Below are 26261 nucleotides of genomic sequence, written 5' to 3'. Positions count from 1 at the left end.
TTCCCCGGTGGCGGCTGGCGCCTTACCGGGGCTACAAGCGCGTAACTTGCGGATTCTGTCGCCAGTCCTGCGGCAAAATCCGCGCCTCGATACCTCAAATCCGGCTTATCTCCGTATGCCCGGTGGCGCCTTTCTCCGGGAGTAAACCGTCACTCCAGCAAGGACGGGTCGGCGTCGATCATCATCTGCTTCATCTCTGCAAAATGCTGGCGTGAAAAGTCGGCGATCCCCTCCCAGTCCTGCGCGGTTTTCTCCGCCACCGCAGCGGAGAGCACTTTCAGCGGCTGCCCCGTTGACCAGGCGGTCACCAGAATCTGGCAGGCGCGCTCCAGAGTCCAGATATCATCGAAAGCCTCGCCAATCGACGGTGCGGTCACCAGTACGCCGTGGTTGCCCATCAGCAGCCGGCGCTTGTCGGCCAGCAGCGACGCCAGACGCGCGCCTTCCGCCGTGGTGTCCGCCATGCCGCCGTACAACCTATCGACGGCTACCCGATTGAAATAGCGCGCCGTGTTCTGATCGATCGGCGGGATATGCGGCGTCTCGAGGCAAGCAACGCTGGTGGTATACACCGGATGCAGGTGCAGTACCACCCGCACCTCCGGCAGGCGCTGGTGGATCTGCCCGTGAATCGCCCACGCCGTGGCGTCCACGTCCGCTCGCCGGGCGCAGGCTTCATCATCGGCGTCCAGCAGCAGCAGGTCGCTGGCGCGGATGCGCGAAAAGTGTTTCCACTTCGGATTCAGCAGGAATTTTTTGCCGTCCGCCGAGATGGCCGCGCTAAAGTGGTTGGCCACCGCTTCGTGCATCCCGAGATGGGCGATGATGCGAAAGGTCGCCGCCAGGTCGATACGCGTCTGTTCTTCATAAGAGCGGGCCATATGATTACTCCGCTTTCGGCATCAGGGTCTGCAGATCCTCTGGCGTCGGGGCCTGGAAGTTATATTTCTTCAGCAGCGCGGCGTATTCCGGCGTCGCGCTGTATTTCTTCAGCCCTTCCTCCAGGGCGGTTTTCACTTCGCTATTGCCTTTTTTCACCCCAAAGCCATTGAGCACCGGATAAATTAAGGTTTCGGAAGAGATGGTCACCCGATCGCCAAGCTTATCAATCACGCCGCGCGCCACCGCCGCATCGGTGATTTGCGCCTCAACCGCCCGCGAGAGCAGCGCCTGGGTGGTTTGCGGGTCTGTGGTGTATTCACTGAGCGCTATCGGCTTCAGGCCCTTTTTCACGCAGTAGTCGGCGGAGAGCTTTTGCAGCTGCGCCAGCCATGACGTCGCCCCCATTGAACCAATTTTGTGGCCGCAAAACGCTTCCGGCGTTTTCGGCTGATAGTCGCTGCCTTTCAGCGCGAGGATCGCTTCGCCGCTTTTCAGATAGGGCACCATATCGATAACCTTCAGACGCTCGGCGGTGATGTACATTGACGAGTTGGTGATATCGAAGCGTCCGCCCTGCAAGCCCGGAATCAAATTCGGAAACCGGGTATCAATATTCACCGCCTCGCGGCCCATGGTTTTCGCCAGCCCGGCAAGAAACTCGATATCGAACCCGGCGGGCTTGTTGTTTTCCATATATTCATACGGGAAAAAGGTCATATCCGAACCGGCGGTGATTTTCCCCGGCTGCTGGAAGGCCTGGGCGCTAAAGGACGACAGGGCGCCAGCGGTGCAAAGGAGCAGGGCAGCAGGGCGGAAAGCTTTAAAACGTTTCATACAACCTCCAGAGAGTGGGCAAATTACATGCTGGCGCGATCGGTACCGGCCTGCTGGACGAAAAAGGATGCGCCGCGCGGTTTTTGCGGCAGGCGTAAATGATTCACGGTACTGCGCACCAGGCCGCTCTCTTCCCCGGCAACCATCTGCCCGGCGTGCGCGCTGGGCAGCGGATTTTCGCCGTACGGCAGGGCATCTTCCGCCGCGTAGACGCTGATAAACAGCGTCCGCGGCAGGTCGGTTTCATTGGGGCTGGAGGCGTGGAGCAGACGAGTATGCATAAAGCACACCGATCCCGCCGGGCCAAAACAGGCCTGCGGCTGCTGGCAGTGGGTCGCTTCAACCTCCCGATCCACGGCGCCGGTAAAACGATCGTTTTGCCAGTGGGACCACAGCGGTCCCCGATGGCTTCCTGGCACCACGTTGAGCGGGCCGTTCTCCGGCGTCACTTCGCTGACCATCAGCAGGGCGGTGATGATGTCGTCATTGCTGTGGGGGGTAAACAGAAAATCCTGGTGCCATTTCACCTGCGTGGCGGTGTGCGGCAGCTTGGAGTTGATTTTGCTGTGATGGAAGCGGGTCCCGCTGCCGCCGATCAGCTGGCCGGCAATCGCCGCCATTCTCGAATCAAGCGCGGCGTGGCGGTAGGCGGCGGAAATCTCCGTGGGGGAACTCACACGGCGCAGCGACGGATGATGGGGCGCGTGGTCGCTTTCGAGGTCGAAACGCGGCCGACCGTCCAGGGTTTCGCCCCACACCTCGCTATGCTGTCGGCTCTCTTCGACCCAGGCGTCGAAATCGGCCTGCAGCTGCGCGACATCCTCGGCGGAAAGCACCTCTTCGACAACCAGAAAACCCTGCTGATGAAACTGTTCGATTTGCCACTGCGCGATCATATTTTTCTCCTTTCGGGAACGGAGGCGTTAAGCCAAAGAGACATCTTTCAGGAAGGCGTCCACGCGCGGATGCTGGCCGTCGCGCATTGCCTGAGGCGTGTCGTCGCAGACCACGCGTCCTTTTTCCATAAACACAATTCGATCGGAAACCTTAAAGGCGAAGTTCATTTCATGGGTGACGATCACCATGGTGATGCCTTCATGGGCCAGCGATTCGATAACCTGCAGAACCTCGTTAACTTTTTCCGGATCCAGCGCCGAGGTGGGCTCATCGAACAGCATAATTTGTGGGCGCATCATCAGGGCGCGGGCAATCGCTACCCGCTGCTGCTGGCCGCCGGAAAGCTGATGCGGATATTTCCACGCGTGTTCCAGCATGCCGACTTTATGCAGCAGTTCGCAGGCGTGCTGCTTCAGCTCGCCTTCGCTGGCCAGATGGTGATAGCGCGGCGCCAGCAGCAGGTTGCCGAGTACGGTCAGGTGGGGGAACAGGTTGAAGCTCTGGAAAACCATGCCGATATTCTGGCGATGCTCGCTGTTCTCCATAAAACGCGGCTTCTGCTGCCCCTGGCGGTCAAGGTGAATAAAAGGCTGGCCGTTGATTTTGATCTCGCCGTTATCAATCTGCTCAAGGCCGTTCAGCAGGCGGATCAGCGTGGTTTTACCGGAGCCGGACGGGCCGATGACGGAGACCACTTCGCCGGGCTGAATTTGCAGGCTGACGGCGCCCAGCACTTCGACATTGTTATAGGCTTTATGCAGCTTTGACGCCTGCAGCGCCGGTTCCTGCGCGACGCTAACGCTGCGGGCCATTGCCGGACGCCGCGCGGTGGCCAGCTGCTGCATTTCTTCATCCACCAGTCGCGTGGTCTTACGCTGGGTGACGTCGAGCCAGGTCTCGAGGCGCTTAAGCAGGAAATCAAACACCGTGACGATCAGGATGTAGTAAAACGCCACCGCCGCCATGGTCTCCATGACGAGGAAATTCTGCGAATAGAGGCGCTGGCCGACCATTAAGATCTCGGTCAGGGAGATAACCGACACCAGCGAGCTGAGCTTGACGATGGCGATATACTCATTAGCCAGCGCCGGCAGGGCGACGCGCAGCGCCTGCGGGATCACCACACGCCACTGGGTGCCAGCATAGCGCAGCCCGAGCGCGCGGGCGGCTTCGCTCTGTCCTTTCGGAATCGACAGCAGTCCGCCGCGATGAATTTCAGCAATATAGGCGGCTTCGCTCAGCACCATCGCCAGCAGTCCGGCCCAGAACGGGTCGTTCAGCACCGGGGCGAAGGAGGGTAGCGCCTGCGGCATGTTGTAGACAAAAATCAGCAGCACCAGCAGCGGCATGCTGCGAAACAGCCAGATATAGAGGCGGGCAGGCGCGTTAAACAGCTTGCGCGGCGACTGTTTGGCCAGCGCCAGAATAAACCCCAGCACAATACTGAAAGCCCAGGTCAGCAAACTTAATTTGATGACGGTCCAGGTGGCCTGCCAGAAATCGATATCGCTGAGCAGGCTTAACATATAGTTCCAGTTAAACGTCATGGGCTATTTCACTCGCCATAATTAACGGAAATTAAGGCGATTCCCCTGTTCTAAAATGGGGAGCCGCCGGCGTTCATCTTGCCCTGACACTATGCTGGCACTGTTCGACCGGTGGCAATTAGTAAATTTTTGGCCTTTAAGTTTAAAAAAACTATACAGCTATATTAACCTCAAGGAATTTAACGCAATTAATGAGAAACAGCATTGAAACAACTTAAAAACAATTGCCGTTATTTTTAAACCTAATTTTTTGCAAAGCGATAATTTGTGCAATATTGGGGCGCGCCGCGGGCAAATAAGGTGCAGGGCGATGCTTTATGGTGCAAAACGCGAAATCAGGCAAATAAAGAGGGCGGGTCATTAAATAGAAACGGCGGTTATTTGCCGACGATGTACAGCGCAAACGGCATGGCACGATGCTTGCAGGCTGCTTATCGTAAAACTAAGCCCGTTCGTAATAAGACAATATTTTATCAATGGTGAAGCGATGAACCGATTTACCCTCAAACAACTTAAATATTTCGTGACGGTGGTGGAAACGGAGAGTATCGCTGAGGCTTCCCGTCAGCTGCATATTGCCCAGCCGTCGATCTCTATTGCGATTAAAAATCTCGAAAGTACCTTCGACCAGCAGCTGTTTATTCGCCACCATGCGCAGGGCGTATCCCTGACCTCAAGCGGGCGGCGCTTCTACGATAAAGCCAAAGAGCTGCTGCGGCTATCGTATGAGTTTGAGCAGAACTCGCGGGCGGATAAAGAGCTGGTATCCGGGACCATTTCCGTCGGTTGCTTTGAATCCGTGGCGCCGCTGTATATGCCAAAACTGGTGGCGGGATTTAAAAAAATGTATCCCGAGATCACTCTCCAGCTCTACGACGGTGAACAACATGAGCTGATGCACGGCCTGCATCGCGGGCGTTTCGATCTGGCGCTGGTTTATGACCTTGAATTAGGGCATTCCATTCATAAAGAGCTGCTCAATGCCCCGCATAAACCCTATGCTTTGCTGCCCGCTTCTCATCCGCTGGCGCAGAAAAAATGCGTCACGCTGCAGGAATTAAGCCGGGAACCGATGATTTTGCTCGATGCGGTCCCCAGCAAAAACTATTTTGTCTCGATATTTAAAGAGAAAGGTTATCACCCGGAAGTGGCCTATAGTTCACCCTCTATTGAAATGGTGCGCTGTATGGTCGGACAGGGATTAGGCTTTTCGGTACTGGTTACCCGTCCGCTGTGCGATATGACCTATGACGGCGAAAAGCTGGTGCAGCTGGATATTGCCGACGAAATGCCTGCATCGACATTAATTATGGCGCATCTTGCCAATAATGAACCCACGCGCCCGACGCAGCTGTTTATGGATTATTGCCGCAGTATAGAATTAACGCCGCATCAGCACGCGTAATGTAATTAACGCGGCCGCAAGCGTTATTTTCTTGTCGCGTCATTCAGCCTCGTAAATTTCTATTCAGACGATCGTTTTATAATAATTTACCATTTCATCACACTTACTTAACCTGAGTTCTGTCAATCCCGGCGGATAAGCCGGACAACCGTGCTTGAAGGACACAGATATGACAGAGCAGATTACAGAGATCGATACCCTTGTGGTAGGCGCGGGGCAGGCGGGCGTCGCCATGAGCGAGCATCTGACGCATCACGGCATTCCGCATCTGGTGCTGGAAAAAAAACGCATCGCTGAGGCCTGGCGCAGCGGCCGCTGGGATTCGCTGGTGGCCAACGGCCCGGCCTGGCACGATCGGTTTCCCGGCATGACCTTTCCCGACTGCGACGCCGACAGCTTTGTCGCCAAAGAGCAGATCGCCGACTACTTCGCCGCGTATGCCAAAACCTTTAATGCACCGATCAAAACCGGCATTGAGGTCTTTAGCGCCGAGCGCTTAAACGGCCGACCGGGGTTTCGCGTGGAAACGTCACTGGGCGTGATTGAGGCGCAGCGTATTGTCGCCGCCACCGGGCCGTTCCAGCGCCCGGTGATACCGGCCATCGCGCCGCAGGATAGCGCAGTTGAGCAAATACATTCCGCGCACTATTTCAACCCGCAGCAGCTTGCTGAAGGCGGCGTGCTGGTGGTTGGCGCGGGATCGTCCGGCGTACAAATCGCCGAAGAACTCCGCCGGGCGGGGCGCGCGGTGTGGCTCTCCGTCGGCGCGCACGATCGGCCACCGCGCCGCTACCGCCAGCGCGATTTTTGCTGGTGGCTGGGAGTGTTAGGGCTGTGGGATGCGGCGGCCAATCAGCCCGGCAAAGAGCACGTGACGATTGCGGTCAGCGGCGCGCGCGGCGGTCATACCGTTGATTTTCGCCAGCTGGCGCACCAGGGAATTACCCTGGTCGGACAGACGCACGGCTTTACCGAGGGCAAAGCCGTATTCCGTGCCGATCTGGCGGACAACATTCGTCTCGGCGACGCCTCTTATCTGGCGCTGCTCGACGCCGCGGATAAGTATATCGCCCGCAACGGGCTGTCGCTGCCGGAAGAGCCGGAAGCGCGCTTTTTCCTGCCCGACCCCGATTGCCTGACCCAGCCCCTCACCGAGCTCGACCTGGCAGCCGCGGGGGTGAGCTGCATTATCTGGGCTACCGGCTATACCACCGATTACCGCTGGCTGAAGGTCAACGCCTTTAATGAACAGCAGCGCCCGCAGCATCATCGCGGCGTTTCCAGCGAACCGGGCGTCTATTTCCTCGGTCTGCCGTGGCTCTCCCGCCGTGGCTCAACCTTTATCTGGGGCGTCTGGCACGATGCGAAATATATCGCCGATCAGATTGCCATTCAGCGCCAGTATCAACGCTATCAACCTTCCTGCTAATGCCTGATTTGAGGACGCAACCTATGCCAACCCATACCCGTATTCGGATGTTTAACACCAAAGAAACCTATCCCAATCAGACGCTCAATAACGATCTGTGCCAGGCGGTGCGCGCGGGAAACACCGTGTACGTTCGCGGTCAGGTGGGTACCGATTTTGACGGCAATTTGATCGGCCTGGGCGACCCGCGCGCCCAGGCAGAACAGGCGATGAAGAACGTTAAACAGCTGCTGGAAGAGGCTGGCAGCGATCTGACGCATATCGTGAAAACGACGACCTATCTGATCGACCCGCGCTACCGCGAACCGGTGTACCAGGAAGTGGGGAAATGGCTCAAAGGCGTGTTTCCCATTTCGACCGGCGTGGTGGTATCGGCTCTCGCGCAGCCGCAGTGGCTGATGGAAATTGACGTTACGGCGGTGATCCCTGACGACTGGCATGCGCAGGAGGCACCATGACCCTCTCTATTTCCGCCCTGTGCCCGGAGTCGGGTCAACTGGGCATTGCGATTAGCTCATCCAGCATTGCCGTCGGCGCCCGCTGCCCGTGGCTGCTGGCGGGCGTTGGCGCGGTGTCCAGCCAGAACATCACGCTGCCCGCGCTCGGACCGCAGATTCTTGCCGGGCTTGAGGCGGGGCTCACGCCGCAGCAGGCCCTGACGCAGGCGCTGGGCGAAGACCGGTTTAGCGATTATCGCCAGGTGGCGGTCATCGACGCCAGCGGCGAGAGCGCCGTGTTCAGCGGCGAGCATACGCTCGGCATCTGGCAGCTGGCGCAGGGCGAGAACTGCGTGGCGGCGGGGAATATGCTGGCCAACCCGCAGGTGATTACCGCCATGACGGCGGCGTTCGAAGCCGCCAGCGGCGAACTGGCCAGCCGCCTGATCGCGGCTTTGCAGGCGGGTATCGATGCGGGCGGCGAAGCCGGGCCGGAGCACTCGGCGGCGCTTAAAGTCGTGGAGGATTACGCCTGGCCGGTGGTGGATTTACGCGTCGACTGGGCGGAAGAACGCCCGGTAGCGGCGCTGGAAGCGCTGTGGCTGGCCTACGAGCCGCAGATGGAAGCGTACATCACCCGCGCGCTTGACCCGCGCGAAGCGCCGACCTACGGGGTGCCGGGCGATGAATAACCGCGTGCGTGAGATCCTCGGCGCGCTGCTGGCGTTTGATACCACCAGCCGCGAGTCGAATCTGGCGCTGATTGCCTGGATCGGCGACTTTCTGCGCGCGCGCGGCGTGACGTCGCAGCTGTTTTATGACGACGAAGGGCGCAAGGCAAACCTCTATGCCCGCCTTGGGCCAACCGGCCCCGGCGGGGTGATGCTCTCCGGCCATACCGACGTGGTGCCGGTGGATGGTCAGGCGTGGACGGTGCCGCCGTTCGCCCTTACCGAACGTGACGGGCGCTACTACGGTCGCGGCAGCGCGGATATGAAAGGGTTTATCGCCTGCGTGCTGGCGTCGCTGGAGGCGTTTCTTGCCGCGCCGCTGCGGATGCCGCTGCACCTGGGATTCTCTTATGATGAGGAGGTTGGCTGCCTGGGCGTGCGCAGCCTGGTGGATTTTCTCCGCGCCTCCGCCGGGAAACCGGCGCTGTGCATTATCGGCGAGCCGACCGACATGCGCCCGGTCTACGGCCATAAAGGCAAGCTCGCGGTGCGCTGCCGCGTGGAAGGGCACTCCTGCCACTCGGCCTACGCCCCGGAAGGGGTTAACGCGATCAGCTACGCGGCCAGGCTGATTTCCCGGCTGGACGCGCTGGGTGAAAGCCTTGCGCAGCAGCAGGATAGCCGGTTTTCGCCGCCCTCGGGCACGCTGCAGGTGGGGACGATTCACGGCGGCGCGGCGCTGAATATCGTTCCGCAATCCTGCTGGTTCGACTTTGAGATTCGCTATTTACCCGGCACGCGCCCGCAGGCCGTGACCGACGCCCTGGGCGATTATGCCCGCGAGCAGCTGCTTCCGGCGATGCGCAAGGTGGCGCAGCGCAGCGATATTCATTTCCAGACGCTGAGCCACTATCCGGGGCTGCTGAGCGACCCGCAGTCAGAGTTCGCCCGCTGGCTGGCGCAGTGGTGCGGCAGCGACGATTTCACCACCGTCGCCTACGGCACCGAAGGCGGCCTGTTTGACGAGGCGGGCGTCGCGACGCTGATCTGCGGGCCGGGCAGCATGGCTCAGGGCCACAAGGCGGACGAATATATCAGTATTCCCCAGACCGAACGCTGTATGGCGATGCTGGAAAACCTTTGCGCCTGGATGCGCGCCGATCCCTCCGATTCTCTTCGCTGATTTATCAACACAGGATGGCGACTATGCAAAACCCGAACTCCCCGCTTATTGATCAACAGACCGTCGACCGCTGGCAGGCCGACGGCGTCGTGCTACTTAAAGGCGTGTTCACGCCGTGGATCGAGAGCCTGTCGCGCGGCGTCGCCGCGCTGATGGCGAACCCCAGCGAGTACGGTCACGCGCGGACAGTGATCCCCGAGGACGGTTCGGCGCCGTTTTTTCAGGACTATTGTAACTGGCAACGAATCCCGGAATTTCGCGATTTTGTTTTTCAGTCGCCGGCGGCGGAGATCGCCGCGGCGCTGATGGGGTCGCAGACGGCGAAGTTTTTCCACGAGCACACGCTGGTGAAACAGCCCGGCGGCAGTACGGTAACGCCATGGCACCACGATCAGCCCTATTACTGCGTGGAGGGGCGGCAGAATGTCAGCCTGTGGATCCCGCTCGATCCGGTAGCGGAGGCGATTTCGCTGCGCTGTATTCGCGGTTCCCATCGCTGGAACGATGAGTTCAGCCCAACGCGGTTTAACGGTTCAAAGCTCTATTCCCATTCGCGCTTTAAAGAGCTGCCGGACATTGATGCCCATCAGGAGGATTACGATATCGTCAGCTGGGCGCTGGAGCCGGGCGATGCGGTCGCTTTTCATTTCCGCACGCTGCATGGCGCAAAGGGCAATTCAACCGCCCGCGCGCGGCGGGTATTTTCCGCCCGTTGGGTAGGGGATGATGCGACATTCGCCGACCGCGGCGGCGTGACGTCGCCGCCGTTTCCGGGGCTTAAGCTTCGCGACGGAGAGCCGCTTGTCGCCGATGAGTTTCCGCAGGTCTGGCCGCGGTAGCGGCGGCAGGGCGGGCGAGGCCCCGCCCATCTTGCGGCAAAAGGTTTTCACTCACTGACTGAGGGGATCGAAGCTCCTTAATTTTTTGCTTTAAGGGCTAAGGGAGGAAATTGATATGACTCGGTTACTCGTGGTTATGATCTCTTAGAAAGACGGTCAGTACGTCCTTGGGTGGGGTGACACCACTTTCTGAAAGTAGCCAACCTACAGCGCCGCGATGATATGTTCCGTGAAACAGCACATGATTGAGCATATCAACCGCCTTCATCTCACCAGGTCCGCCATCGACAAACTGGAATTTAATGGTTTCAGCAAGGTCAACGGGGGACATAGCATTGACGTATTGAATATACCAGTCTGTACATTCAGTCATTGTTCTCAGAAGCTCATCGGCAGAGGGCGTCTCTGGCGTGTTCAGTGCGGTGTAGGAGTGCTTCTGGCCGGTAATGTTAGCGCGGAAGATCATATCAACCACATGTATGTGATTCATTAATCTGAGCGTCAGATGGCGTTTTTCTGCATTCGCAGACGCATCAATTCTTTTAATCGCTTGTAGCGTTTCAATATCTATCCAGCGTTTGTATCTAAACAGCGTAGCTATTTTGTCAGTACCCATGCGTCACCTCTTTTATCTATTTTGTGATTATATCAGTAACATTCAGTACCGCTGGCAGGGCGGTACTGTTGCTTTAGCGTAGGCCGCCGTCAGGTTTATATGCCGTTTATGACGTCAGCCGATAGTGCGACTGCACCAGTCCCGAAGGGAAGCTGCGGCTTGATAACAGCGTCAAATCGATATCCCTGGTCAGGGATCCGAACAATGGTTTTCCCGAACCGAGCAGGACAGGAACGATCGTGATAACGATATCGGCGACCAGACCTTCACGCAGGAACGACTGTATTACCTGCCCGCCATCCAGATAGACGCGATGCGCGTTTTGCGCCGCCAGGTCAGCAAGCACTTCCCCCGGCGTGCGGCTTGAGAGCTGCACTTTGCCCTTCAGCGCCTCGGGAATGGCGGTATCGGTTAGCTGTCGGGAGAGAACCAGCACGGGTCGATCGTAAGGCCATTGGTCAAAAGTCAGCGCTTTCTCATAGCTCCCCCGGCCCATAACGATCCAATCTTTGTCCGCGATGAATGCGGCATAGCCATGATCTTCTGTCGGGTCATCGCGCTGCAACAGCCAGTCGATATCGCCATCCTGTCGGGCGATATAACCATCAAGACTGACCGCGATAAAAACATGTGTGGTGACCATCAAGTGCTCCGTATTCAGCTTGTATCTATGCCGTTGAGTTTAGGGGGAGGTGTTTTGTCCACATAATATGATTCACGCTTTGCCAGCCAAAATATTCAACATGCGGCGTAATGGTTCCGCTGCTCCCCACAATAGCTGATCGCCGACCGTCAGGACCGAGTAGATCGGTTCATTGTTTAGCGACATTTTCTTGTAACGGCCAATACCCACCTTAAGCGAACCGCTGATACAGGCCGGTGTCAGGGTACGGACACTCTCTTCCTTGTTATTGGGCACATAGTTAACCCAGGGGTGGGAATTCATCACTAATTCTGCAAATTCCTCTTCGTTGACTTCACGCTTGAGCTTAAGGGTTATAGCAGCGCTGTGGCAGCGGATCACGCCGACGCGTATGCATAAGCCGTTTACCGGGATCGTACCGGGAGACAGGCCTAAAATTTTGTTGGTTTCCGCCTCACCTTTCCATTCTTCACGGCTATTGCCATCGCCTAAATCGCTGTCAATCCAGGGAATGATGCTGCCCATCAAAGGTGCACCGAAGTTTTGGGTCGGCATATCAGCGCTGTTAATCAATTCACTGACCTTATTAACTAACGGAAGCACTGAACCTGAGGATGCCAGCTCATCCGGAGATAAATGGCGGCTTATGTAGGCACTTTGCGCAATGAGTTCCCGTACATACTGTGCACCAGCACCCGATGCGGACTGGTAGGTCATCACACTCATCCATTCGATCAAGTCAGCCTTTATCAACCCAGCCAGCCCCATAAGACTCAGCGTAATGGAACAGTTGCCGCCGACAAAAAGTTTAATACCTTCTTTAATTGCACGATCGATATTGTTGCGGTTGACGGGGTCGAGAATAATGCAGGCTTTCTCATCCATCCGTAGCGCTGAGGCCGCGTCAATCCAGTAGCCTTCCCAGCCATGGTTAAGCAAAGCAGGGTATATTGCTTTGGTATAATCCCCGCCCTGGCAGGTTATGATGATGTCCATTTCGGCCAGCGCACTTACGGAATTAGCATCTTTAAGTGTGTAGCTGACGCCATCAATGACAGGACCGGCGGCTCCTGCACTGGAGGTGCTGAAAAAATGCGCCGATATATTGTCGAAGTCGTTCTCTTCGATCATTCGCTGTAGCAAAACAGAACCGACCATTCCTCGCCAACCAACAATGCCAACCTGCTTCATTTGCTTAACCCTAATTACGTTATGAGAATGTTAATTTTCTTCGAGGCACGTTATATCTCATTCCAAATTAAAGGTCATTACGAACAACATCCGATTCCGTCATTATTAAAATGTTTCATATAGCATCAGCGATTTTTATCTCTTCCATAGCTAAAAATCCATTGCAAGTATTTGATATGAAATCAATAATATTCAGGTCGATATCCTGCGGTATTCGCGTTTAAAGGAAAGAACAGGCTTAAGACATCCGCTTCTGGCATATAGCTGCCAGACTCAACAAAGCCAGGGTTTGCAATGAGGAGGAGCGGGCCTTCAATGATGTGTATCAGACTCTCTTTTACATTCCGGCCACTTAAGCGGCCGGAAGTATCGTTTAAACCCGTTCAGAATACGCTTTCAGCATGGCAAGGAGCGCCCGTCGTGCCGCATCGTCCGCGATATTTTCAGGCAGCGCATCAGCGCGCAGATTGATATAAGCGTCAACCGCCTTGCTGATGGCGATGCTGACGGAGTCACGATCGTGCGTGGTCAGCGTGGAGGTCAGCAGGCCCTCAGGATCGATATTGTGGCATTCAATGCGGCGAACCCCACGCTGCGGTAGATTGGCGCGGCGGTACAGCATCGGTCCCAGCACTTGCTCCCGGAAGAATGACAGCATACCCATCGCTTCGAAAAGTTCGCCCCTTCCCAGTTTAACCACCGCATAATGAAGCCAGATCCAGGCTCGGGACTCAAACCACTCCGGCGTCATGTCAGGCCACTGGGCCCGAAATTGTGCCAGATGTCGCTCCAGGGCATGGCGATCGCGAGAAAATAACACTACCGGCTCCTCAACGCGTTGAGTGAGCATGTCCAGGGTGACAAATTTCAGATCGACATGGAGGAGTTCAGGGCCATACAGGCATATCAGCAGGCGAGGCTCTCCGACATGTTCCCCGGCGAACGCATGCAGCAGGTTGCCTGCTGTTCCGGCGAACGCCACACGCTGCTCCATGATTTCATCGTAGTAGAGAGGGTCTACCACAACGACAAAATCCAAATCGGAGTATTTATCAAATCCGCCATGAATAAGCGATCCGCCCCCGAGCAGGGAGTGAATCCGGGCGTCAGACTGAACGTTAAGCTTGAGTTGCTCTGCAAAACTTCTGTGTAAATCGGGTAACGTACTAAGCATACTTTTTCCTGTTCACAAAAAATACAAAGCATTACAGAATATCGAGTTCGGTATATTCGGGCCAGATATTTTTGCAGGAAGCGTCGTTTCCTCATTGAGTCTCGGGTCCACTATGGGTGGATAGCCTGAGCCACGTAGCCCGATCCTCCGCTACGCCCGCCGTCAGGGTTTTCAGGCAGGATGGAAACGCTGGCGGATAGTCCCGCCACCAGTTCAATCCCTTCCGGTATCTTATCTAACTGAATACGAACGGGGACTCGCTGCGCAAGTCGCACCCAGCTGAAGGTGGGATTGACATCCGGCAGCCCCAGCCCGCCGGTCTCGTCATTGCTATCATCGATCCCCCGGCCGATACTCTCCACGTGCCCGGTGATGAGCGGGTCAAACCCCATCAGCGAAATGTGTGCGGCCCTCCCGACGCGAATATGACGCAGCTTAGTCTCTTCAAAATAGCCCACCACCCAGAAACTGTGCGCATCGACCACGGCGATCTTTGTCTCTCCCGCCGCGGCGTAGTCGCCGGGGCGGAGCCGAAGATGCGTCACGTAGCCGGTAACCGGGGCGCGCACCGTTGCATGGGATAAATTCAGCTGCGCCAGTTCCAGCGCAGCCAGCGCCCCCTGATAATTGGCCGCCGCGACGCGCGCTGCGCTGCCTGTTTGCTGGATATCCTCGCCGGAAATGACCCCTTTGATGAGCGCGCGTCGCCGGGCGGCATCCTGGCGCATCAGCATTTCATGACGTTTTGCTTCGACGTCGGCCTGCGCGCTGAGCACCGCCAGCTTCAGCCAGCGCGGGTCGATGGCATAAAGCACATCGCCGCGGTTAACCCACTGATTATCCCGCACCGCCACGCTGCTCACCGGCCCGGAAACATCCGGCGCAATCTGCACCACATCTGCCCGAACCCGGCCATCGCGCGTCCAGGGCGTCTGCGCATACTGTTTCCAGAAAATAAACGCCACGCAGGCCGCTACCGCTACTGCGATTAACGTCAGCGCGTAACGGCCCAGCAAAGAGAAAAAAGATTTCATGCGAATAACCCCAGTGTGGTCAGGCCCTGCAAAAGCAGGAAAAAGGTCACGATATAGGTTGAAACATCAAGCAGCGGGCGTAAGGGCAAGCGGCGGTAAAGCCTGCTGCAGGAGAAAAGCGGTACGAGTAACAGCGTACAGACCAGGGCAATGAGCGCGGTCAGCAGCAGTCCGGGGATAAAAACGCCCCCGATATTGATGTCATTTATCATGGGTGGGTTCCTCGTTCTGCGTCCGTAACGCGCAGTGCAGATCGACCAGTCGGTCGACAAACTGGCATGATTGTTCCTCCCTCGCGGGCAAGCAGCGGTTCGCCATGGCGGCAATGCGCTCGCGTAAGGCTTCGGTCTCCGTTGTGTGGGTAAGACGAGAAAGCACCTCCTGGATATCGCTGCCGGCGGGCGTTTCGCAACGGCGCAGGCGCATCACGCAGAGGCCTATGCGCAGAAAGTGCACCAGGCGATCGAGCGCCCGGGCGGAGGACTGCCCGCTGCGCGGCAAGCGTGGTAGCAGCAGGGCGGCCCGGTCGATCATCAGATTGGTCCAGTGCGTTTCATCGCCTTTAAATACGCCGCTCACGCTGCGGCGAATATCGCGTTGGCACAGTTTCAGCAGACGCTTTATCGCCGCGTCCGCCTGTACGGTTTGCAGCAAACTCATGCCGATAACCGCAAAGCCGGTCGCGAAAAACAGGGCGATCGCGGTGTTGGCCGCGTCGGCGAAGTCGCCGCTGTAGCGCGCGCCCAGCTCGCACAGTACCGGCAGCGTCAGCGTTATCCCCATGGCCATAAAGGTCGTGGGGGGCCGCGCCTGCAGCGATCCGGCAAGCAGATAGACCGGGGCAAGCACCGCCACCAGCACGGGGAAATCGCTGAGCGGAGGAAGCAGGGCGAAGCTATAGATAAGGCTTATCACTACGCCCCAGACAGAGCCGATAATATATTTCACAATATGCGGGGCCGGCGTGTCGAAACTGCCAAACAACGTGCAGCAAACCCCGAGAATCGACACCGCCGTGCCGCCATCGGGCCAGGCAGAGTAAATCCATAGCAGACAGCCGCTCAGAATGATGACAAAAGCGCCCAGCGCCGTGCGGGCGGCGCTGAGGGGATCGCGATGGAAAACGTATCCTGTCGCCGCACGATCTTCCGCCTGCGCTGGCGCAGGCCTGGCGTGATGAATGGTCTCCGAAAGCCGCTCACACTGTTGCAGGAGGGTAATCAACTCAGCGATGTAGCGTAAGAAATTTACCCGCAGCGCATCTTCAAAGGTCCGCGCCTGCGCCGCGAGCCGCTGCGCTAACTGCGCGCTGCGCTGGTGCAGCGCTTCTGCGGCGTTTTTGCGTTGGCCGGTATCGTCGCAGGTCAGCCAGACCTGCACGTCATTCAGTAGAGCCTGCATCGCGGCGGGCATCTCGGCGATGATCTGCAAACGATCGCGCACTTCGCCGTTGACAATCACTAACCGCGCCAGCCTGTCATGGAGCGCTTTCCTGGCCTGGCGGGCCGGAACCGAAAGGGCAAAATCATACGGGATATGGTGGCTGATACCCTGCAGAAACTGTAGCGCCAGCGCCAGATGCAGCGGCTCTGACTGCGCGTCGGCCTTGCCTGCCAGGGTGTCGGCAATCCGCTGGCGCGCGGCGTGCAGCGTCTGGGCTAATTTGCTGTTGAACAGCCCTGATATCCGGGCAGGTAAAATGTAGCGGTGAATCAGCGCGGCGCAGACGATACCGATCGCGATTTCCTGTACCCGGATGAGGGCGATGTTAAACACCGTGCCGGGATCGGCGACGGCGGGAAAACCAATCAGGCTTGCGGTATAACCGGCCAGCACAAAGGCATAGGCGCGGGGCGTGCGTTCAAGCAGGGATAAATAGAGGCAGAAGGTGATCCAGCCTGCCAGAATCACGCTACATAGAATTGGCGTATTCACAAACGTCGGCACAATCAATACCGTGGCCCCCGCGCCGGCCACGGTACCGGCCAGGCGATAAAGGCTTCTGCTCAGGGACGCGCCCACCGAGGTTTGCGACACGATGTAGACGGTGATGATGGCCCATGAGGGCCGTTCAAGGCCAATCGCCAGGGCAACGTAATAGGCGAGCATCGCGGCGGCAAAACTCCTGACGGAATAGAGCAGGGCATGGGCGTCGCTCAGCAGCGAGGGAGAGGCTATGCGGCCTGACCAACGGCTTATCGCGTGTAAAAAACGGCTGTGATGGGAAGTTAATGTGCTCATGCCGGGAATTATTCCCGCTTTGCGCGTCTCCTTAAATACTCTATTCTGTCAAAAAATACCTAAATGTTGCCAATGAGATGCCATCCAGACTTGCCCATACCCTGTTTGATCCCGATAGCACGCCGAGCCCTGCCGTCGCGCGGCATATTGATTTCGTTGATTACGCGGCAGAAGTGCCGGTTCATACCCACCGCAAGGGACAACTGATCGTTGCCCTCTATGGGGCGGTGATTTGTCGTGCGGAAAACGATATCTGGATAGTGCCGCCAGACTGCGCGGTGTGGATCCCCGGTGGGATCCCGCACAGCGCCAAAGCGACCTGGAATGCGCATCTCAACTATTTGTTTATTGAACCCGGCGCCGCCGCGCTGCCGGAGAAATGCTGCACGCTGGCGATTTCGCCGCTGATTAAAGCGTTAGTTGACCGCTTAACGAATGCGGACGTCGATTACGCCGCGGAGAGCCATGTCGGCAGGCTGACCAGAGTGACGCTCGATGAGCTGGCCACCATGCCGCAGCAGAAGCTGAGTCTGCCGGTTTCGGCGCATCCTAAGATCCGCGCCATGGCGGATGCGCTGGTCAGCCACCCGGAGGATCGCAGCACCTTTAAAGTTTGGGCGAAACGGCTGGCGCTCAGCGAGCGCTCATTAGCACGCCTGATGCTGCGCGAAACCGGCCTGACCTTCGGGCGATGGCGTCAGCAGCTGCATTTGATTATTGCCCTGCGGGAGCTGGCAAGCGGGGTATCGGTGCAAAACGTGGCGGCTAATCTGGGGTATGAGTCGGTCAACGCGTTTATCACCATGTTCAGAAAAACGATGGGGAGCACCCCCGCGCACTACTTTGCCGGTCGAAGAACGGCAGATCCCTGAGCGGCGCGCAGGCTGGATGCGGAGTGAGGCGCTTAATATCCGCCGCGGCCACAGCGCCGCGGCGAGCGCAAAATTTAGTCAGAGAAGGGCGGAGGCGGCTGGCGTAATCCCGTCGTATCCGGGTTGCCGATGCTGCGGCGCCATGCGCCGGGGGCCTGGCCGAACTGACGCTTGAAGCTGCGGTTGAAGGACTGCTGGGAGTCAAAGCCCAGGGCGATCGCCACGTTCAAAATCGGTTCGTCGCTGTGGGCTAAGCGCTCGACCGATTTTTGTAGCTTTTGCGCGCGAATATACTCGGCGAGAGGATAACCGGTATGCTCCTTAAATAGCCGCTGCAGATGCCATTTCGAATAGCCTGCTCGCCTGGCGACGGTGCCAATATCCAGACGGCTATCAAGATTGTTGTCGATCCAGTCGAGTAAATCGTGAATGAATGCGCCAGTGTTCATCTGATGTACCTCTACGCAGCGTCTAAAAAAGCATCTTTATCTGTTGCATTTAAAGGTGGCCCGTTTTTGCACTAATTGCAAGTTTTATTGTTGCATTTAAATCCATGCCGGAAACGCGCCATTTTTAGGCGCCAGGAATAGCACATAAAGTGCAACAATTATTCTTGCACTAAATTTAGCGCCTTCCTACAATCGCCGCGATAGTGTATTCGCAACTGTTACAGTTTTGTGGCGATGAACGACACAAATGGCCTTAAGCCAGCTACCGGACAAAGGAAGTGGCGCGGCGTCTCCCGCAGCGTCTTGCCCGGCGGCTACCAATACCGGAATAAAAATAATGAGCCTGCAAAAATACTGGGGTAACTTTCATCTGACTGTGCCGGGCGTGATGCTGCTCTCGGCGCTCCTCGTTGGATGCGATGAGGGCGTCGCGCAAAACGCCGCGCCGCAGGCGCCCGCCGTCAGCGCCGCTGATGTGGTCGTCAAATCCATTAGTCAGTGGGACAGCTTTAACGGTCGGATTGAAGCGGTGGAAAGCGTCCAGCTGCGACCCCGCGTCTCCGGCTACATTGACAAAGTGAATTACACCGACGGCCAGGAGGTGAAAAAGGGGGAGGTGCTGTTCACTATCGATGACAGAACCTACCGCGCCGCGCTGGAACAGGCGCAGGCGACGCTGGCGCGAGCCAAAACACAGGCCAGCCTGGCGCGAAGCGAGGCTAACCGTACCGATAAATTAGTCAATACCAACCTGGTCTCCCGCGAAGAGTGGGAGCAGCGCCGCGCCGCGGCCACCCAGGCGCAGGCCGACATTCGCGCCGCCCAGGCGGCAGTCGACGCCGCGCAGCTTAACCTGGACTTCACCAAAGTGACCGCGCCTATCGATGGCCGCGCCAGCCGGGCGTTGATCACCAGCGGTAACCTCGTCACCGCCGGCGACAGCGCCAGCGTGCTCACCACGCTGGTGTCGCAGAAGACGGTTTACGTCTACTTTGACGTGGACGAGTCGACCTACCTCCATTATCAAAATCTCGCCCGCAGCGGGCAGGGCGCGTCCAGCAATCACCTGGCGCTGCCGGTGGAGATTGGCCTGGTTGGCGAAGAGGGCTACCCCCATCAGGGCAAAGTGGATTTTCTGGATAATCAGTTAACGCCGAGCACCGGCACCATCCGGATGCGCGCGCTGCTGGATAACGCGCAGCGTCAGTTCACGCCGGGTCTCTTTGCCCGCGTCCGCCTGCCGGGCAGCGCGGAATTCAACGCCACGCTTATCGATGATAAAGCGGTGTTGACCGATCAGGATCGCAAATATGTTTATGTCGTTGATAAAGAGGGTAAAGCGCAGCGCCGTGATATTACGCCGGGGCGTCTGGCGGACGGTTTGCGCATCGTGCAGCAGGGGCTGAAGCCGGGCGACAGAGTCATCGTCGATGGTCTACAGAAAGTGTTTATGCCGGGCATGCCGGTTAACGCGAAAACCGTGGCCATGACCGCCAGCACCGCCCTCAACTGATCCCTTGACCTGAGAATCCAACCCATGGACTTTTCCCGTTTTTTCATCGACAGGCCGATTTTTGCCGCCGTTCTGTCGATTCTGATTTTTATCACCGGATTAATCGCCATCCCGCTGCTGCCGGTGAGCGAATATCCTGACGTCGTGCCGCCCAGCGTGCAGGTGCGCGCGGAGTATCCGGGCGCCAACCCGAAAGTGATTGCCGAGACCGTGGCGACGCCGCTGGAAGAGGCGATCAACGGCGTTGAAAATATGATGTACATGAAATCCGTCGCCGGTTCTGACGGCGTACTGGTGACCACCGTAACCTTCCGTCCGGGTACCGATCCCGATCAGGCGCAGGTTCAGGTGCAAAACCGGGTATCGCAGGCCGAAGCGCGTCTGCCGGAAGATGTGCGGCGTTTGGGGATCACCACCCAGAAGCAGTCGCCGACGCTGACGCTGGTGGTGCATCTGTTTTCGCCAAACGGTAAATACGACTCCCTGTATATGCGTAACTACGCCACGCTGAAGGTGAAGGATGAACTGGCGCGCCTGCCCGGCGTCGGCCAAATTCAGATTTTTGGTTCGGGCGAATACGCGATGCGCGTCTGGCTCGATCCCAACAAGGTGGCGGCGCGCGGATTAACCGCGTCGGATGTGGTCACGGCGATGCAGGAGCAGAACGTCCAGGTTTCCGCCGGGCAGCTTGGCGCCGAGCCGCTGCCGAAAGAGAGCGACTTTCTGATCTCCATTAACGCCCAGGGGCGCCTGCATACCGAAGAAGAGTTTGGCAATATTGTCCTGAAAACAACGCAGGACGGTACGGTCGTCCGCCTGCGCGACGTGGCGCGTATCGAAATGGGCTCCGGCAGCTATGCGCTGCGTTCCCAGCTGAACAATAAAGACGCGGTCGGGATTGGTATCTTCCAGTCGCCGGGGGCGAACGCCATCGATTTGTCTAACGCGGTGCGCGCCAAAATGGACGAGCTGTCGAAGCGTTTCCCGCAGGATATGAAATGGGCGGCGCCTTACGATCCGACGGTATTTGTTCGCGATTCCATTCGCGCGGTGGTGCAAACGCTGCTGGAAGCGGTGGTGCTGGTTGTGCTGGTGGTGATCCTGTTCCTGCAAACCTGGCGCGCGTCAATTATTCCGCTGATCGCGGTGCCGGTTTCGGTTGTGGGTACCTTCAGCATTCTCTACCTGCTGGGCTTCTCGCTGAATACCCTGAGCTTGTTCGGGCTGGTGCTGGCCATCGGCATCGTGGTGGATGACGCCATCGTGGTGGTGGAAAACGTCGAGCGAAATATCGAGGAAGGGCTGGCTCCGCTCGCCGCGGCGCATCAGGCGATGCGTGAGGTGTCCGGCCCGATTATCGCCATTGCGCTGGTGCTGTGCGCGGTGTTTGTGCCGATGGCGTTTCTCTCGGGCGTAACCGGCCAGTTCTACAAGCAGTTTGCGGTGACGATCGCCATCTCCACGGTGATCTCCGCCATCAACTCGCTGACGCTCTCTCCGGCGCTGGCCGCGCTGCTGCTAAAACCGCACGGCGCGCCGAAAGACTTCCCGACCCGGCTTATCGACCGTCTTTTCGGCTGGATTTTCCGTCCGTTTAACCGCTTTTTCCACCGCAGCTCGAACGGCTATCAGGGGCTGGTGGGAAAAACGCTCGGACGACGCGGGGCGGTGTTTGTGGTCTATGTGCTGCTGCTCTGCGCGGCGGGCGTCATGTTTAAAGCGGTACCCGGCGGATTTATACCGACGCAGGATAAACTGTATTTAATCGGCGGCGTGAAAATGCCGGAAGGTTCTTCGCTGGCGCGCACCGATGCGGTGATCCGCAAAATGAGCGAAATCGGGATGAATACCGAAGGCGTGGATTACGCGGTCGCGTTTCCGGGGCTTAACGCGCTGCAGTTCACCAATACGCCGAATACCGGAACGGTCTTCTTTGGCCTGAAGCCGTTCGACCAGCGTAAACATTCGGCGGCGGAAATTAACGCTGAGATCAACGCGAAAATCGCGCAAATCCAGCAGGGCTTTGGCTTCTCTATTTTGCCTCCGCCGATTTTAGGGCTCGGCCAGGGTTCCGGCTATTCGCTCTATATTCAGGACCGGGCAGGTCTTGGCTATGGTGCGCTGCAAAGCGCGGTAAACGCGATGTCCGGTACCATTATGCAGACGCCGGGGATGCACTTCCCGATCTCCACCTACCAGGCGAACGTGCCGCAGCTGGATGTCCAGGTCGATCGTGATAAGGCGAAAGCGCAGGGCGTGTCGCTCACCGATCTGTTTGGTACGCTGCAAACCTATCTGGGATCGTCTTACGTCAATGATTTTAACCAGTTCGGGCGGACCTGGCGCGTGATGGCGCAGGCTGACGGCCCGTTCCGCGAAAGCGTGGAGGATATTGCCAATTTGCGCACGCGGAATAATCAGGGCGAAATGGTGCCAATCGGCAGTATGGTGAATATCAGCACCACCTACGGGCCGGACCCGGTGATTCGCTACAATGGCTATCCGGCGGCGGATTTGATTGGCGATGCCGATCCGCGCGTACTCTCTTCCTCGCAGGCGATGACGCAGCTGGAGAAGATGTCCGGCCAGATATTGCCGAACGGGATGAATATCGAATGGACGGATCTGAGCTTCCAGCAGGCCACGCAGGGCAATACGGCGCTGATCGTCTTCCCGGTGGCGGTGCTGCTGGCGTTCCTGGTGCTGGCGGCGCTGTATGAAAGCTGGACGCTGCCGCTGGCGGTAATCCTTATCGTGCCGATGACGATGCTCTCCGCGCTGTTTGGCGTCTGGCTGACCGGCGGCGATAACAACGTGTTCGTACAGGTGGGGCTGGTGGTGCTGATGGGGCTGGCCTGTAAAAACGCGATTCTGATCGTGGAGTTTGCCCGCGAGCTGGAAATCCAGGGGAAAGGGATCATGGAAGCGGCGCTGGAGGCGTGTCGCCTGCGTTTACGCCCGATTGTGATGACCTCTATCGCCTTTATTGCCGGGACCATCCCGCTGATCCTCGGTCACGGCGCGGGCGCGGAAGTGCGCGGCGTTACCGGGATCACGGTGTTCTCCGGGATGCTGGGGGTGACGCTGTTTGGTCTGTTCCTGACCCCGGTGTTTTACGTGACGCTGCGTAAATTCGTGACGCGCGGTAAACCAGTCGAGGACGTTTCGCCGGCGTAGGGTGCGGCAGATAACAAAAAACCGCCTTCACAGTGAAGGCGGTTTTTTTTCGCTCAAGGAAAATTAATGGGCTTCTTTATATTTGGCGATAAGTTCAGGCACCGGATCGCACCCGCTGGTGTCGGCTTTTTTCACTTCTTCCAGCGCGCTTGCCACGGTGTGGCGTGCCAGTACCTGTAGCGAAGCCTGCTCCGCTTCATCGGCGATAGATTTGAAGTACCAGCACGCGTTCGCGCTGACCACGCAGCGGGCGGGGACGTCAGGGCGCGACGCCCACAGTTTTTTATCTTCGATAACGGAGACGTAGATATCGCGCAGGGTGATCTCTTCCGCCGGGCGGCCAAGATGAATAGAGCCGTTGCGGCCAAGCGTTGAGACAATAATGCCGTCACGCGTGAGAGGAACCATGAGTTTGCGGATAAAGCTCGGGTTCGCTTCCAGGCCGTAGGCCAGAATCGCGCTCGTCGAACGTTCACCCAACTGCTCCGCCATTGCTACGCTGAGAACCATCTGCAAAGCTGTCGGGAAGCGGTAATCTAACATTTTCTTATCCTGGGTAGCGGTGAATCTTGTTCTTTTTGGCACCGCAGAGGTGAGTAAGCAATAAACAACAATATACCAAATACGGTAATTTTTTTGAAGCAATCTGCGCTTTTCCCACCAGGTAAAAAAGCGTGAGTGAGAGCGGGACCAGCCGACGCTTCACGCCATGGCGTGAGGCACTGATGAAAAATGTATCAGCATTTAATACCCGCTCGGGCACACAGGACCCCCGGGGTCTTAATGGGCGTTTATCGTTGAAGTTGAATGAGGTGGGTAGCCATCCCCCATCTGAGCGCGGCGCATTTGCCGTCCGTAAAATCGAAAACAGAGTAACTCGCATTGGGGTGAGCATAGCGAGAGAAGTTATCGAGAGTCCCCTCTTTAAGTAACGCCAGCACGCCCTGACTGACATGCCCGTGAGAAACAACACAGACGATCTGATGTTCATTGGTATTTTGCAGGTGTCGTAAGAAATTTATCACGCGTCGAGTCGCCTGGGCTAACGACTCTCCCTCCGGGGGACAATAGGCTGCATCAAGGGCGAGCAACGCATCTGCATCACGCGGATTGTCTCGCCTGAAGTGCTCAAAAGATATCCCTTCAAAGCAACCAAACGACTGTTCCTTAAGAGATTCTTCAACTTTTAATGGGCAGCCAAGACCTTCAGACAGCTTCAGCCCCATGTGCAAGGCGCGCCCAAGCGGGGAGCTGTAAACACATTCTATCGGATATGCCTCTTTCGTCAGCGCTGTCAGTAACGCCGCTGTTTCTTGCATACCGCGGTGGGTTACGAAGCTGTCGCGACGCCCCTGAATAATCCCTCTATGATTCCACTCGGTTTCTGCATGCCTCACCCATATCACTTTCATCGTATTTGAGATCCGTTATCCAACGTGACTACCCGTTTGTTTATCTGATTCAGGGCGAAAGTGTAGCATGGTGAACGTTTGAAGCCGGTTTCTGGATATTATCCAGCGATAATGTCCGCTTCTGGCACAAAGCACTGCCTACCAAACTCACCCTATGTCCTGTCGCGGTGTATTAAACAACGGGGAACCACTCAGCTTAAGCATGTACGTTTGCTTTATACTAAGATATTTATCCAACAGAGGCGTTAAGATATCGTCTCAGGATCAAGATGGATTTATCAGCATGACCAGAACAGAAAGGCTTCTCGAATTACTACAGATATTAAGGGCGCAAAGATATCCGATCACGGCATCCGCTCTCTCAGAAAGATTAGAAATAAGCGTGCGTTCCCTTTACAGAGATATAAAAACGCTACAGCAGCAAGGCGTGTGCATTGAAGGGGGGGCTGGAATTGGTTATATCGTTAAGTCTGACTTTCATTTACCGCCCTTAAATCTTTCTCATGAAGAAATCAATGCTATTATACTTGGGCTTAATTGGGTTTCTCATAATACGGATAATGATTTCAAAAAAAACGCAAGGAATGCGCTTGCCAAAATACATGCCGTTATTCCCGGCGAATTAAAAAATCTTATTGAGAGTCAATCCTATCTGACCGGTCCCACAGAAAAGAATGAGGTGTTTTTTGAAGACTTGCGTAATGCGATTAAAAAACGAAAGAGGATCAAAATAAAGTATTGTGATAAGAGCAATGTTAACTCTTCTCGAGTCATATGGCCCATCGCATTGGTATATATGGAGTCATGCTGGCTTTTGGTTGCATGGTGTGAAATGAGAAAGGATTTCCGTCATTTTAGAACGGACAAAATACAAGGCATTGTGCCGCTGGATTCCAGGTATAGTGAAAGCAGGTTAGTTTTATTGAATAAATGGAGAATGAAAGAGGGGATCGGCCCGGAGAAAGAGTACTGACAAAAACTGTCACTGCGAATTTGTATACTTCCTCAGATGTAAGACTCAATGCTACGTCATAGGGGGGATTATGAATTTTCAAAATAAAGTGGCTGTTATCACCGGCAGCACTGCAGGTATAGGCGAGGCAGTCGCAGAGCAGTTACACAAACATGGCGCGAAGGTCGTCATTGTATCCCGCTCGTCAGAGGAGGCGAAACAAAAAGCGAAACAATTGTCTTCACAGGGACAACCAGCAATGGGGATCGGATGCGATGTGTCACAGCCCGAACAAGTACGGCAAATGATAGATGACGTTATCAACTATTTTGGCAGGCTTGATTATGCTGTCAATAATGCAGGCATAACAGGTGAGCATGGTAAAAAGATAACAGAGCAGACAGTTGAAAACTGGGATAAGGTCATTGCCACCTCATTGAGCAGCGTTTTTTACTGCCTAAAATACGAGATACCTCAGATGATGAAGATGGGGGGCGCTATCGTTAATTTATCTGCAGTAAATGGTCTGGTTGGCATTCCTGGGCTGGCGCCTTACACCGCCGCTAAGCATGGTATAATTGGTTTAACCCAAACCGCAGCGCTGGAGTTTGCATGTCAAGGCATTCGCATCAATGCCGTCGCTCCGGGCTATGTCCAAACCCCACGAATAAGCGAATTCCCTGAAAATATCGTACGCAGTTTCGCAAATAGCCACCCTATGAAAAGGATGGCAAAAATGCAGGAAATCGCAGACTTCATATTGTTTTTGTTGTCAGATAAATCAGCGTTCTGTACCGGAGGCGTTTATCCCATTGATGGTGGTTTTTTAGCTGAGTGACATTCCCGTTAGGTTTTTAAGCCTC

25 protein-coding genes are annotated in these 26261 nt (G+C 56.6%); 11 read left to right on the top strand and 14 right to left on the bottom strand.

Going from position 1 to position 26261, the window contains the following annotated elements; translation table 11 throughout:
- Positions 1-149: 149 nt before the first annotated feature.
- The 4 genes from CDA56_RS07345 to CDA56_RS07330 are packed head-to-tail and all read right to left on the bottom strand — an operon-like array spanning position 150 to position 4160.
- A complete protein-coding gene (locus tag CDA56_RS07345; protein ID WP_025107959.1) occupies positions 150-881 on the bottom strand; it encodes a class II aldolase and adducin N-terminal domain-containing protein in 732 nt (243 codons plus the stop codon).
- A 4-nt stretch (positions 882-885) separates the two neighbouring features.
- The gene (locus CDA56_RS07340; protein ID WP_004850396.1) at positions 886-1716 is read right to left on the bottom strand and encodes an ABC transporter substrate-binding protein; all 831 of its coding nucleotides are present in this window, start codon (positions 1714-1716) and stop codon (positions 886-888) included.
- A 23-nt stretch (positions 1717-1739) separates the two neighbouring features.
- The gene (locus CDA56_RS07335; RefSeq protein WP_102803574.1) at positions 1740-2612 is read right to left on the bottom strand and encodes a phytanoyl-CoA dioxygenase family protein; all 873 of its coding nucleotides are present in this window, start codon (positions 2610-2612) and stop codon (positions 1740-1742) included.
- 27 nt (positions 2613-2639) lie between these two features.
- Positions 2640-4160, bottom strand: a complete 1521-nt coding sequence (locus CDA56_RS07330; RefSeq protein WP_064358483.1) for an amino acid ABC transporter permease/ATP-binding protein — start codon at positions 4158-4160, stop codon at positions 2640-2642.
- A 487-nt stretch (positions 4161-4647) separates the two neighbouring features.
- Here CDA56_RS07330 and CDA56_RS07325 point away from each other — a divergent pair, with 487 nt between their 5' ends.
- The 6 genes from CDA56_RS07325 to CDA56_RS07300 all read left to right on the top strand — a co-directional run bounded on the left by CDA56_RS07325 (position 4648) and on the right by CDA56_RS07300 (position 10124).
- A complete protein-coding gene (locus CDA56_RS07325) occupies positions 4648-5565 on the top strand; it encodes a LysR substrate-binding domain-containing protein (protein ID WP_009653045.1) in 918 nt (305 codons plus the stop codon).
- 169 nt (positions 5566-5734) lie between these two features.
- The gene (locus CDA56_RS07320; RefSeq protein ID WP_103814222.1) at positions 5735-6994 is read left to right on the top strand and encodes a flavin-containing monooxygenase; all 1260 of its coding nucleotides are present in this window, start codon (positions 5735-5737) and stop codon (positions 6992-6994) included.
- A 23-nt stretch (positions 6995-7017) separates the two neighbouring features.
- On the top strand, positions 7018-7452 hold the full coding sequence (locus CDA56_RS07315; protein WP_004139129.1) for a RidA family protein: 435 nt from the start codon (positions 7018-7020) through the stop codon (positions 7450-7452).
- The gene (locus CDA56_RS07310) at positions 7449-8123 is read left to right on the top strand and encodes a DUF1028 domain-containing protein (protein WP_014229145.1); all 675 of its coding nucleotides are present in this window, start codon (positions 7449-7451) and stop codon (positions 8121-8123) included. The genes CDA56_RS07315 and CDA56_RS07310 overlap by 4 nt, the downstream gene beginning before the upstream one ends.
- The gene (gene argE, locus CDA56_RS07305; protein ID WP_025107956.1) at positions 8116-9285 is read left to right on the top strand and encodes an acetylornithine deacetylase; all 1170 of its coding nucleotides are present in this window, start codon (positions 8116-8118) and stop codon (positions 9283-9285) included. Before CDA56_RS07310 ends, argE begins: the two co-directional genes overlap by 8 nt.
- Positions 9286-9308: 23 nt before the next feature.
- Positions 9309-10124 (top strand): phytanoyl-CoA dioxygenase family protein, encoded by an 816-nt coding sequence (locus tag CDA56_RS07300; protein ID WP_102803571.1) that lies wholly within the window; start codon positions 9309-9311, stop codon positions 10122-10124.
- 124 nt (positions 10125-10248) lie between these two features.
- Here CDA56_RS07300 and CDA56_RS07295 read toward each other — a convergent pair whose 3' ends face one another.
- The 7 genes from CDA56_RS07295 to CDA56_RS07265 all read right to left on the bottom strand — a co-directional run bounded on the left by CDA56_RS07295 (position 10249) and on the right by CDA56_RS07265 (position 17023).
- The gene (locus CDA56_RS07295; protein ID WP_042945062.1) at positions 10249-10740 is read right to left on the bottom strand and encodes a DinB family protein; all 492 of its coding nucleotides are present in this window, start codon (positions 10738-10740) and stop codon (positions 10249-10251) included.
- 106 nt (positions 10741-10846) lie between these two features.
- Positions 10847-11383 carry a dihydrofolate reductase family protein gene (locus CDA56_RS07290; protein ID WP_102803570.1) on the bottom strand — a complete coding sequence of 179 codons (537 nt, stop codon included), beginning with the start codon at positions 11381-11383 and terminating at the stop codon, positions 10847-10849.
- Positions 11384-11455: 72 nt separating this feature from the next.
- Complete coding sequence (gene asd / locus CDA56_RS07285; RefSeq protein ID WP_025107953.1) at positions 11456-12574, bottom strand: aspartate-semialdehyde dehydrogenase; 1119 nt, start codon at positions 12572-12574, stop codon at positions 11456-11458.
- Positions 12575-12947: 373 nt separating this feature from the next.
- On the bottom strand, positions 12948-13748 hold the full coding sequence (locus CDA56_RS07280; protein ID WP_102803568.1) for a hypothetical protein: 801 nt from the start codon (positions 13746-13748) through the stop codon (positions 12948-12950).
- A 110-nt stretch (positions 13749-13858) separates the two neighbouring features.
- Complete coding sequence (locus CDA56_RS07275) at positions 13859-14782, bottom strand: efflux RND transporter periplasmic adaptor subunit (protein ID WP_102803567.1); 924 nt, start codon at positions 14780-14782, stop codon at positions 13859-13861.
- Positions 14779-14994, bottom strand: coding sequence for a DUF1656 domain-containing protein (locus CDA56_RS07270; RefSeq protein ID WP_014229155.1), 216 nt, complete (start codon positions 14992-14994; stop codon positions 14779-14781). The genes CDA56_RS07275 and CDA56_RS07270 overlap by 4 nt, the downstream gene beginning before the upstream one ends.
- Positions 14984-17023: an FUSC family protein gene (locus CDA56_RS07265; protein ID WP_102803566.1), complete on the bottom strand. Its 2040-nt coding sequence runs from the start codon at positions 17021-17023 to the stop codon at positions 14984-14986. Before CDA56_RS07265 ends, CDA56_RS07270 begins: the two co-directional genes overlap by 11 nt.
- 77 nt (positions 17024-17100) lie before the next feature.
- On the opposite strand from CDA56_RS07265, the gene CDA56_RS07260 reads away from it, so the two are divergent.
- Entirely contained in the window at positions 17101-17895 is a 795-nt protein-coding gene (locus CDA56_RS07260) for an AraC family transcriptional regulator (RefSeq protein WP_009653008.1), read from the top strand.
- 74 nt (positions 17896-17969) lie between these two features.
- Here the strand turns inward: CDA56_RS07260 and CDA56_RS07255 are convergent, their stop codons facing one another.
- Positions 17970-18344 (bottom strand): helix-turn-helix domain-containing protein, encoded by a 375-nt coding sequence (locus tag CDA56_RS07255; protein ID WP_025107948.1) that lies wholly within the window; start codon positions 18342-18344, stop codon positions 17970-17972.
- 337 nt (positions 18345-18681) lie between these two features.
- On the opposite strand from CDA56_RS07255, the gene oqxA reads away from it, so the two are divergent.
- Both oqxA and oqxB read left to right on the top strand, forming a co-directional pair.
- Positions 18682-19857 carry a multidrug efflux RND transporter periplasmic adaptor subunit OqxA gene (gene oqxA / locus CDA56_RS07250; RefSeq protein ID WP_032720794.1) on the top strand — a complete coding sequence of 392 codons (1176 nt, stop codon included), beginning with the start codon at positions 18682-18684 and terminating at the stop codon, positions 19855-19857.
- Positions 19858-19881: 24 nt separating this feature from the next.
- Positions 19882-23034: a multidrug efflux RND transporter permease subunit OqxB gene (oqxB, locus tag CDA56_RS07245; RefSeq protein ID WP_025107946.1), complete on the top strand. Its 3153-nt coding sequence runs from the start codon at positions 19882-19884 to the stop codon at positions 23032-23034.
- 63 nt (positions 23035-23097) lie between these two features.
- Here the strand turns inward: oqxB and oqxR are convergent, their stop codons facing one another.
- Positions 23098-23577, bottom strand: coding sequence for an efflux pump transcriptional repressor OqxR (gene oqxR / locus CDA56_RS07240; RefSeq protein WP_004121015.1), 480 nt, complete (start codon positions 23575-23577; stop codon positions 23098-23100).
- 248 nt (positions 23578-23825) lie between these two features.
- Positions 23826-24446 carry a histidine phosphatase family protein gene (locus CDA56_RS07235; RefSeq protein ID WP_064406354.1) on the bottom strand — a complete coding sequence of 207 codons (621 nt, stop codon included), beginning with the start codon at positions 24444-24446 and terminating at the stop codon, positions 23826-23828.
- A 283-nt stretch (positions 24447-24729) separates the two neighbouring features.
- Between CDA56_RS07235 and CDA56_RS07230 the strand changes: the two genes are divergently transcribed.
- Both CDA56_RS07230 and CDA56_RS07225 read left to right on the top strand, forming a co-directional pair.
- Entirely contained in the window at positions 24730-25419 is a 690-nt protein-coding gene (locus CDA56_RS07230; RefSeq protein ID WP_025107944.1) for a helix-turn-helix transcriptional regulator, read from the top strand.
- Positions 25420-25489: 70 nt separating this feature from the next.
- Positions 25490-26236, top strand: coding sequence for an SDR family NAD(P)-dependent oxidoreductase (locus CDA56_RS07225; protein ID WP_025107943.1), 747 nt, complete (start codon positions 25490-25492; stop codon positions 26234-26236).
- Positions 26237-26261: the final 25 nt, after the last annotated feature.

It is taken from the genome of Klebsiella michiganensis, from assembly GCF_002925905.1.
Taxonomy (GTDB): domain Bacteria; phylum Pseudomonadota; class Gammaproteobacteria; order Enterobacterales; family Enterobacteriaceae; genus Klebsiella; species Klebsiella michiganensis.
Note: the sequence above shows the minus strand (reverse complement) of the source record. Positions and strands in the feature narration are given on the sequence as shown.

Coding starts and splice junctions, on each gene's coding strand:
- CDA56_RS07325 (WP_009653045.1), top strand. CDS start 4,648: ATGAACCGATTTACCCTCAAACAACTTAAATATTTCGTGACGGTGGTG.
- oqxR (WP_004121015.1), bottom strand. CDS start 23,577: ATGTTAGATTACCGCTTCCCGACAGCTTTGCAGATGGTTCTCAGCGTA.
- CDA56_RS07320 (WP_103814222.1), top strand. CDS start 5,735: ATGACAGAGCAGATTACAGAGATCGATACCCTTGTGGTAGGCGCGGGG.
- oqxB (WP_025107946.1), top strand. CDS start 19,882: ATGGACTTTTCCCGTTTTTTCATCGACAGGCCGATTTTTGCCGCCGTT.
- CDA56_RS07230 (WP_025107944.1), top strand. CDS start 24,730: ATGACCAGAACAGAAAGGCTTCTCGAATTACTACAGATATTAAGGGCG.
- CDA56_RS07265 (WP_102803566.1), bottom strand. CDS start 17,023: ATGAGCACATTAACTTCCCATCACAGCCGTTTTTTACACGCGATAAGC.
- argE (WP_025107956.1), top strand. CDS start 8,116: ATGAATAACCGCGTGCGTGAGATCCTCGGCGCGCTGCTGGCGTTTGAT.
- CDA56_RS07315 (WP_004139129.1), top strand. CDS start 7,018: ATGCCAACCCATACCCGTATTCGGATGTTTAACACCAAAGAAACCTAT.
- oqxA (WP_032720794.1), top strand. CDS start 18,682: ATGAGCCTGCAAAAATACTGGGGTAACTTTCATCTGACTGTGCCGGGC.
- CDA56_RS07275 (WP_102803567.1), bottom strand. CDS start 14,782: ATGAAATCTTTTTTCTCTTTGCTGGGCCGTTACGCGCTGACGTTAATC.
- asd (WP_025107953.1), bottom strand. CDS start 12,574: ATGAAGCAGGTTGGCATTGTTGGTTGGCGAGGAATGGTCGGTTCTGTT.
- CDA56_RS07300 (WP_102803571.1), top strand. CDS start 9,309: ATGCAAAACCCGAACTCCCCGCTTATTGATCAACAGACCGTCGACCGC.
- CDA56_RS07290 (WP_102803570.1), bottom strand. CDS start 11,383: ATGGTCACCACACATGTTTTTATCGCGGTCAGTCTTGATGGTTATATC.
- CDA56_RS07330 (WP_064358483.1), bottom strand. CDS start 4,160: ATGACGTTTAACTGGAACTATATGTTAAGCCTGCTCAGCGATATCGAT.
- CDA56_RS07345 (WP_025107959.1), bottom strand. CDS start 881: ATGGCCCGCTCTTATGAAGAACAGACGCGTATCGACCTGGCGGCGACC.
- CDA56_RS07260 (WP_009653008.1), top strand. CDS start 17,101: ATGCCATCCAGACTTGCCCATACCCTGTTTGATCCCGATAGCACGCCG.
- CDA56_RS07295 (WP_042945062.1), bottom strand. CDS start 10,740: ATGGGTACTGACAAAATAGCTACGCTGTTTAGATACAAACGCTGGATA.
- CDA56_RS07280 (WP_102803568.1), bottom strand. CDS start 13,748: ATGCTTAGTACGTTACCCGATTTACACAGAAGTTTTGCAGAGCAACTC.
- CDA56_RS07225 (WP_025107943.1), top strand. CDS start 25,490: ATGAATTTTCAAAATAAAGTGGCTGTTATCACCGGCAGCACTGCAGGT.
- CDA56_RS07235 (WP_064406354.1), bottom strand. CDS start 24,446: ATGAAAGTGATATGGGTGAGGCATGCAGAAACCGAGTGGAATCATAGA.
- CDA56_RS07270 (WP_014229155.1), bottom strand. CDS start 14,994: ATGATAAATGACATCAATATCGGGGGCGTTTTTATCCCCGGACTGCTG.
- CDA56_RS07335 (WP_102803574.1), bottom strand. CDS start 2,612: ATGATCGCGCAGTGGCAAATCGAACAGTTTCATCAGCAGGGTTTTCTG.
- CDA56_RS07340 (WP_004850396.1), bottom strand. CDS start 1,716: ATGAAACGTTTTAAAGCTTTCCGCCCTGCTGCCCTGCTCCTTTGCACC.
- CDA56_RS07310 (WP_014229145.1), top strand. CDS start 7,449: ATGACCCTCTCTATTTCCGCCCTGTGCCCGGAGTCGGGTCAACTGGGC.
- CDA56_RS07255 (WP_025107948.1), bottom strand. CDS start 18,344: ATGAACACTGGCGCATTCATTCACGATTTACTCGACTGGATCGACAAC.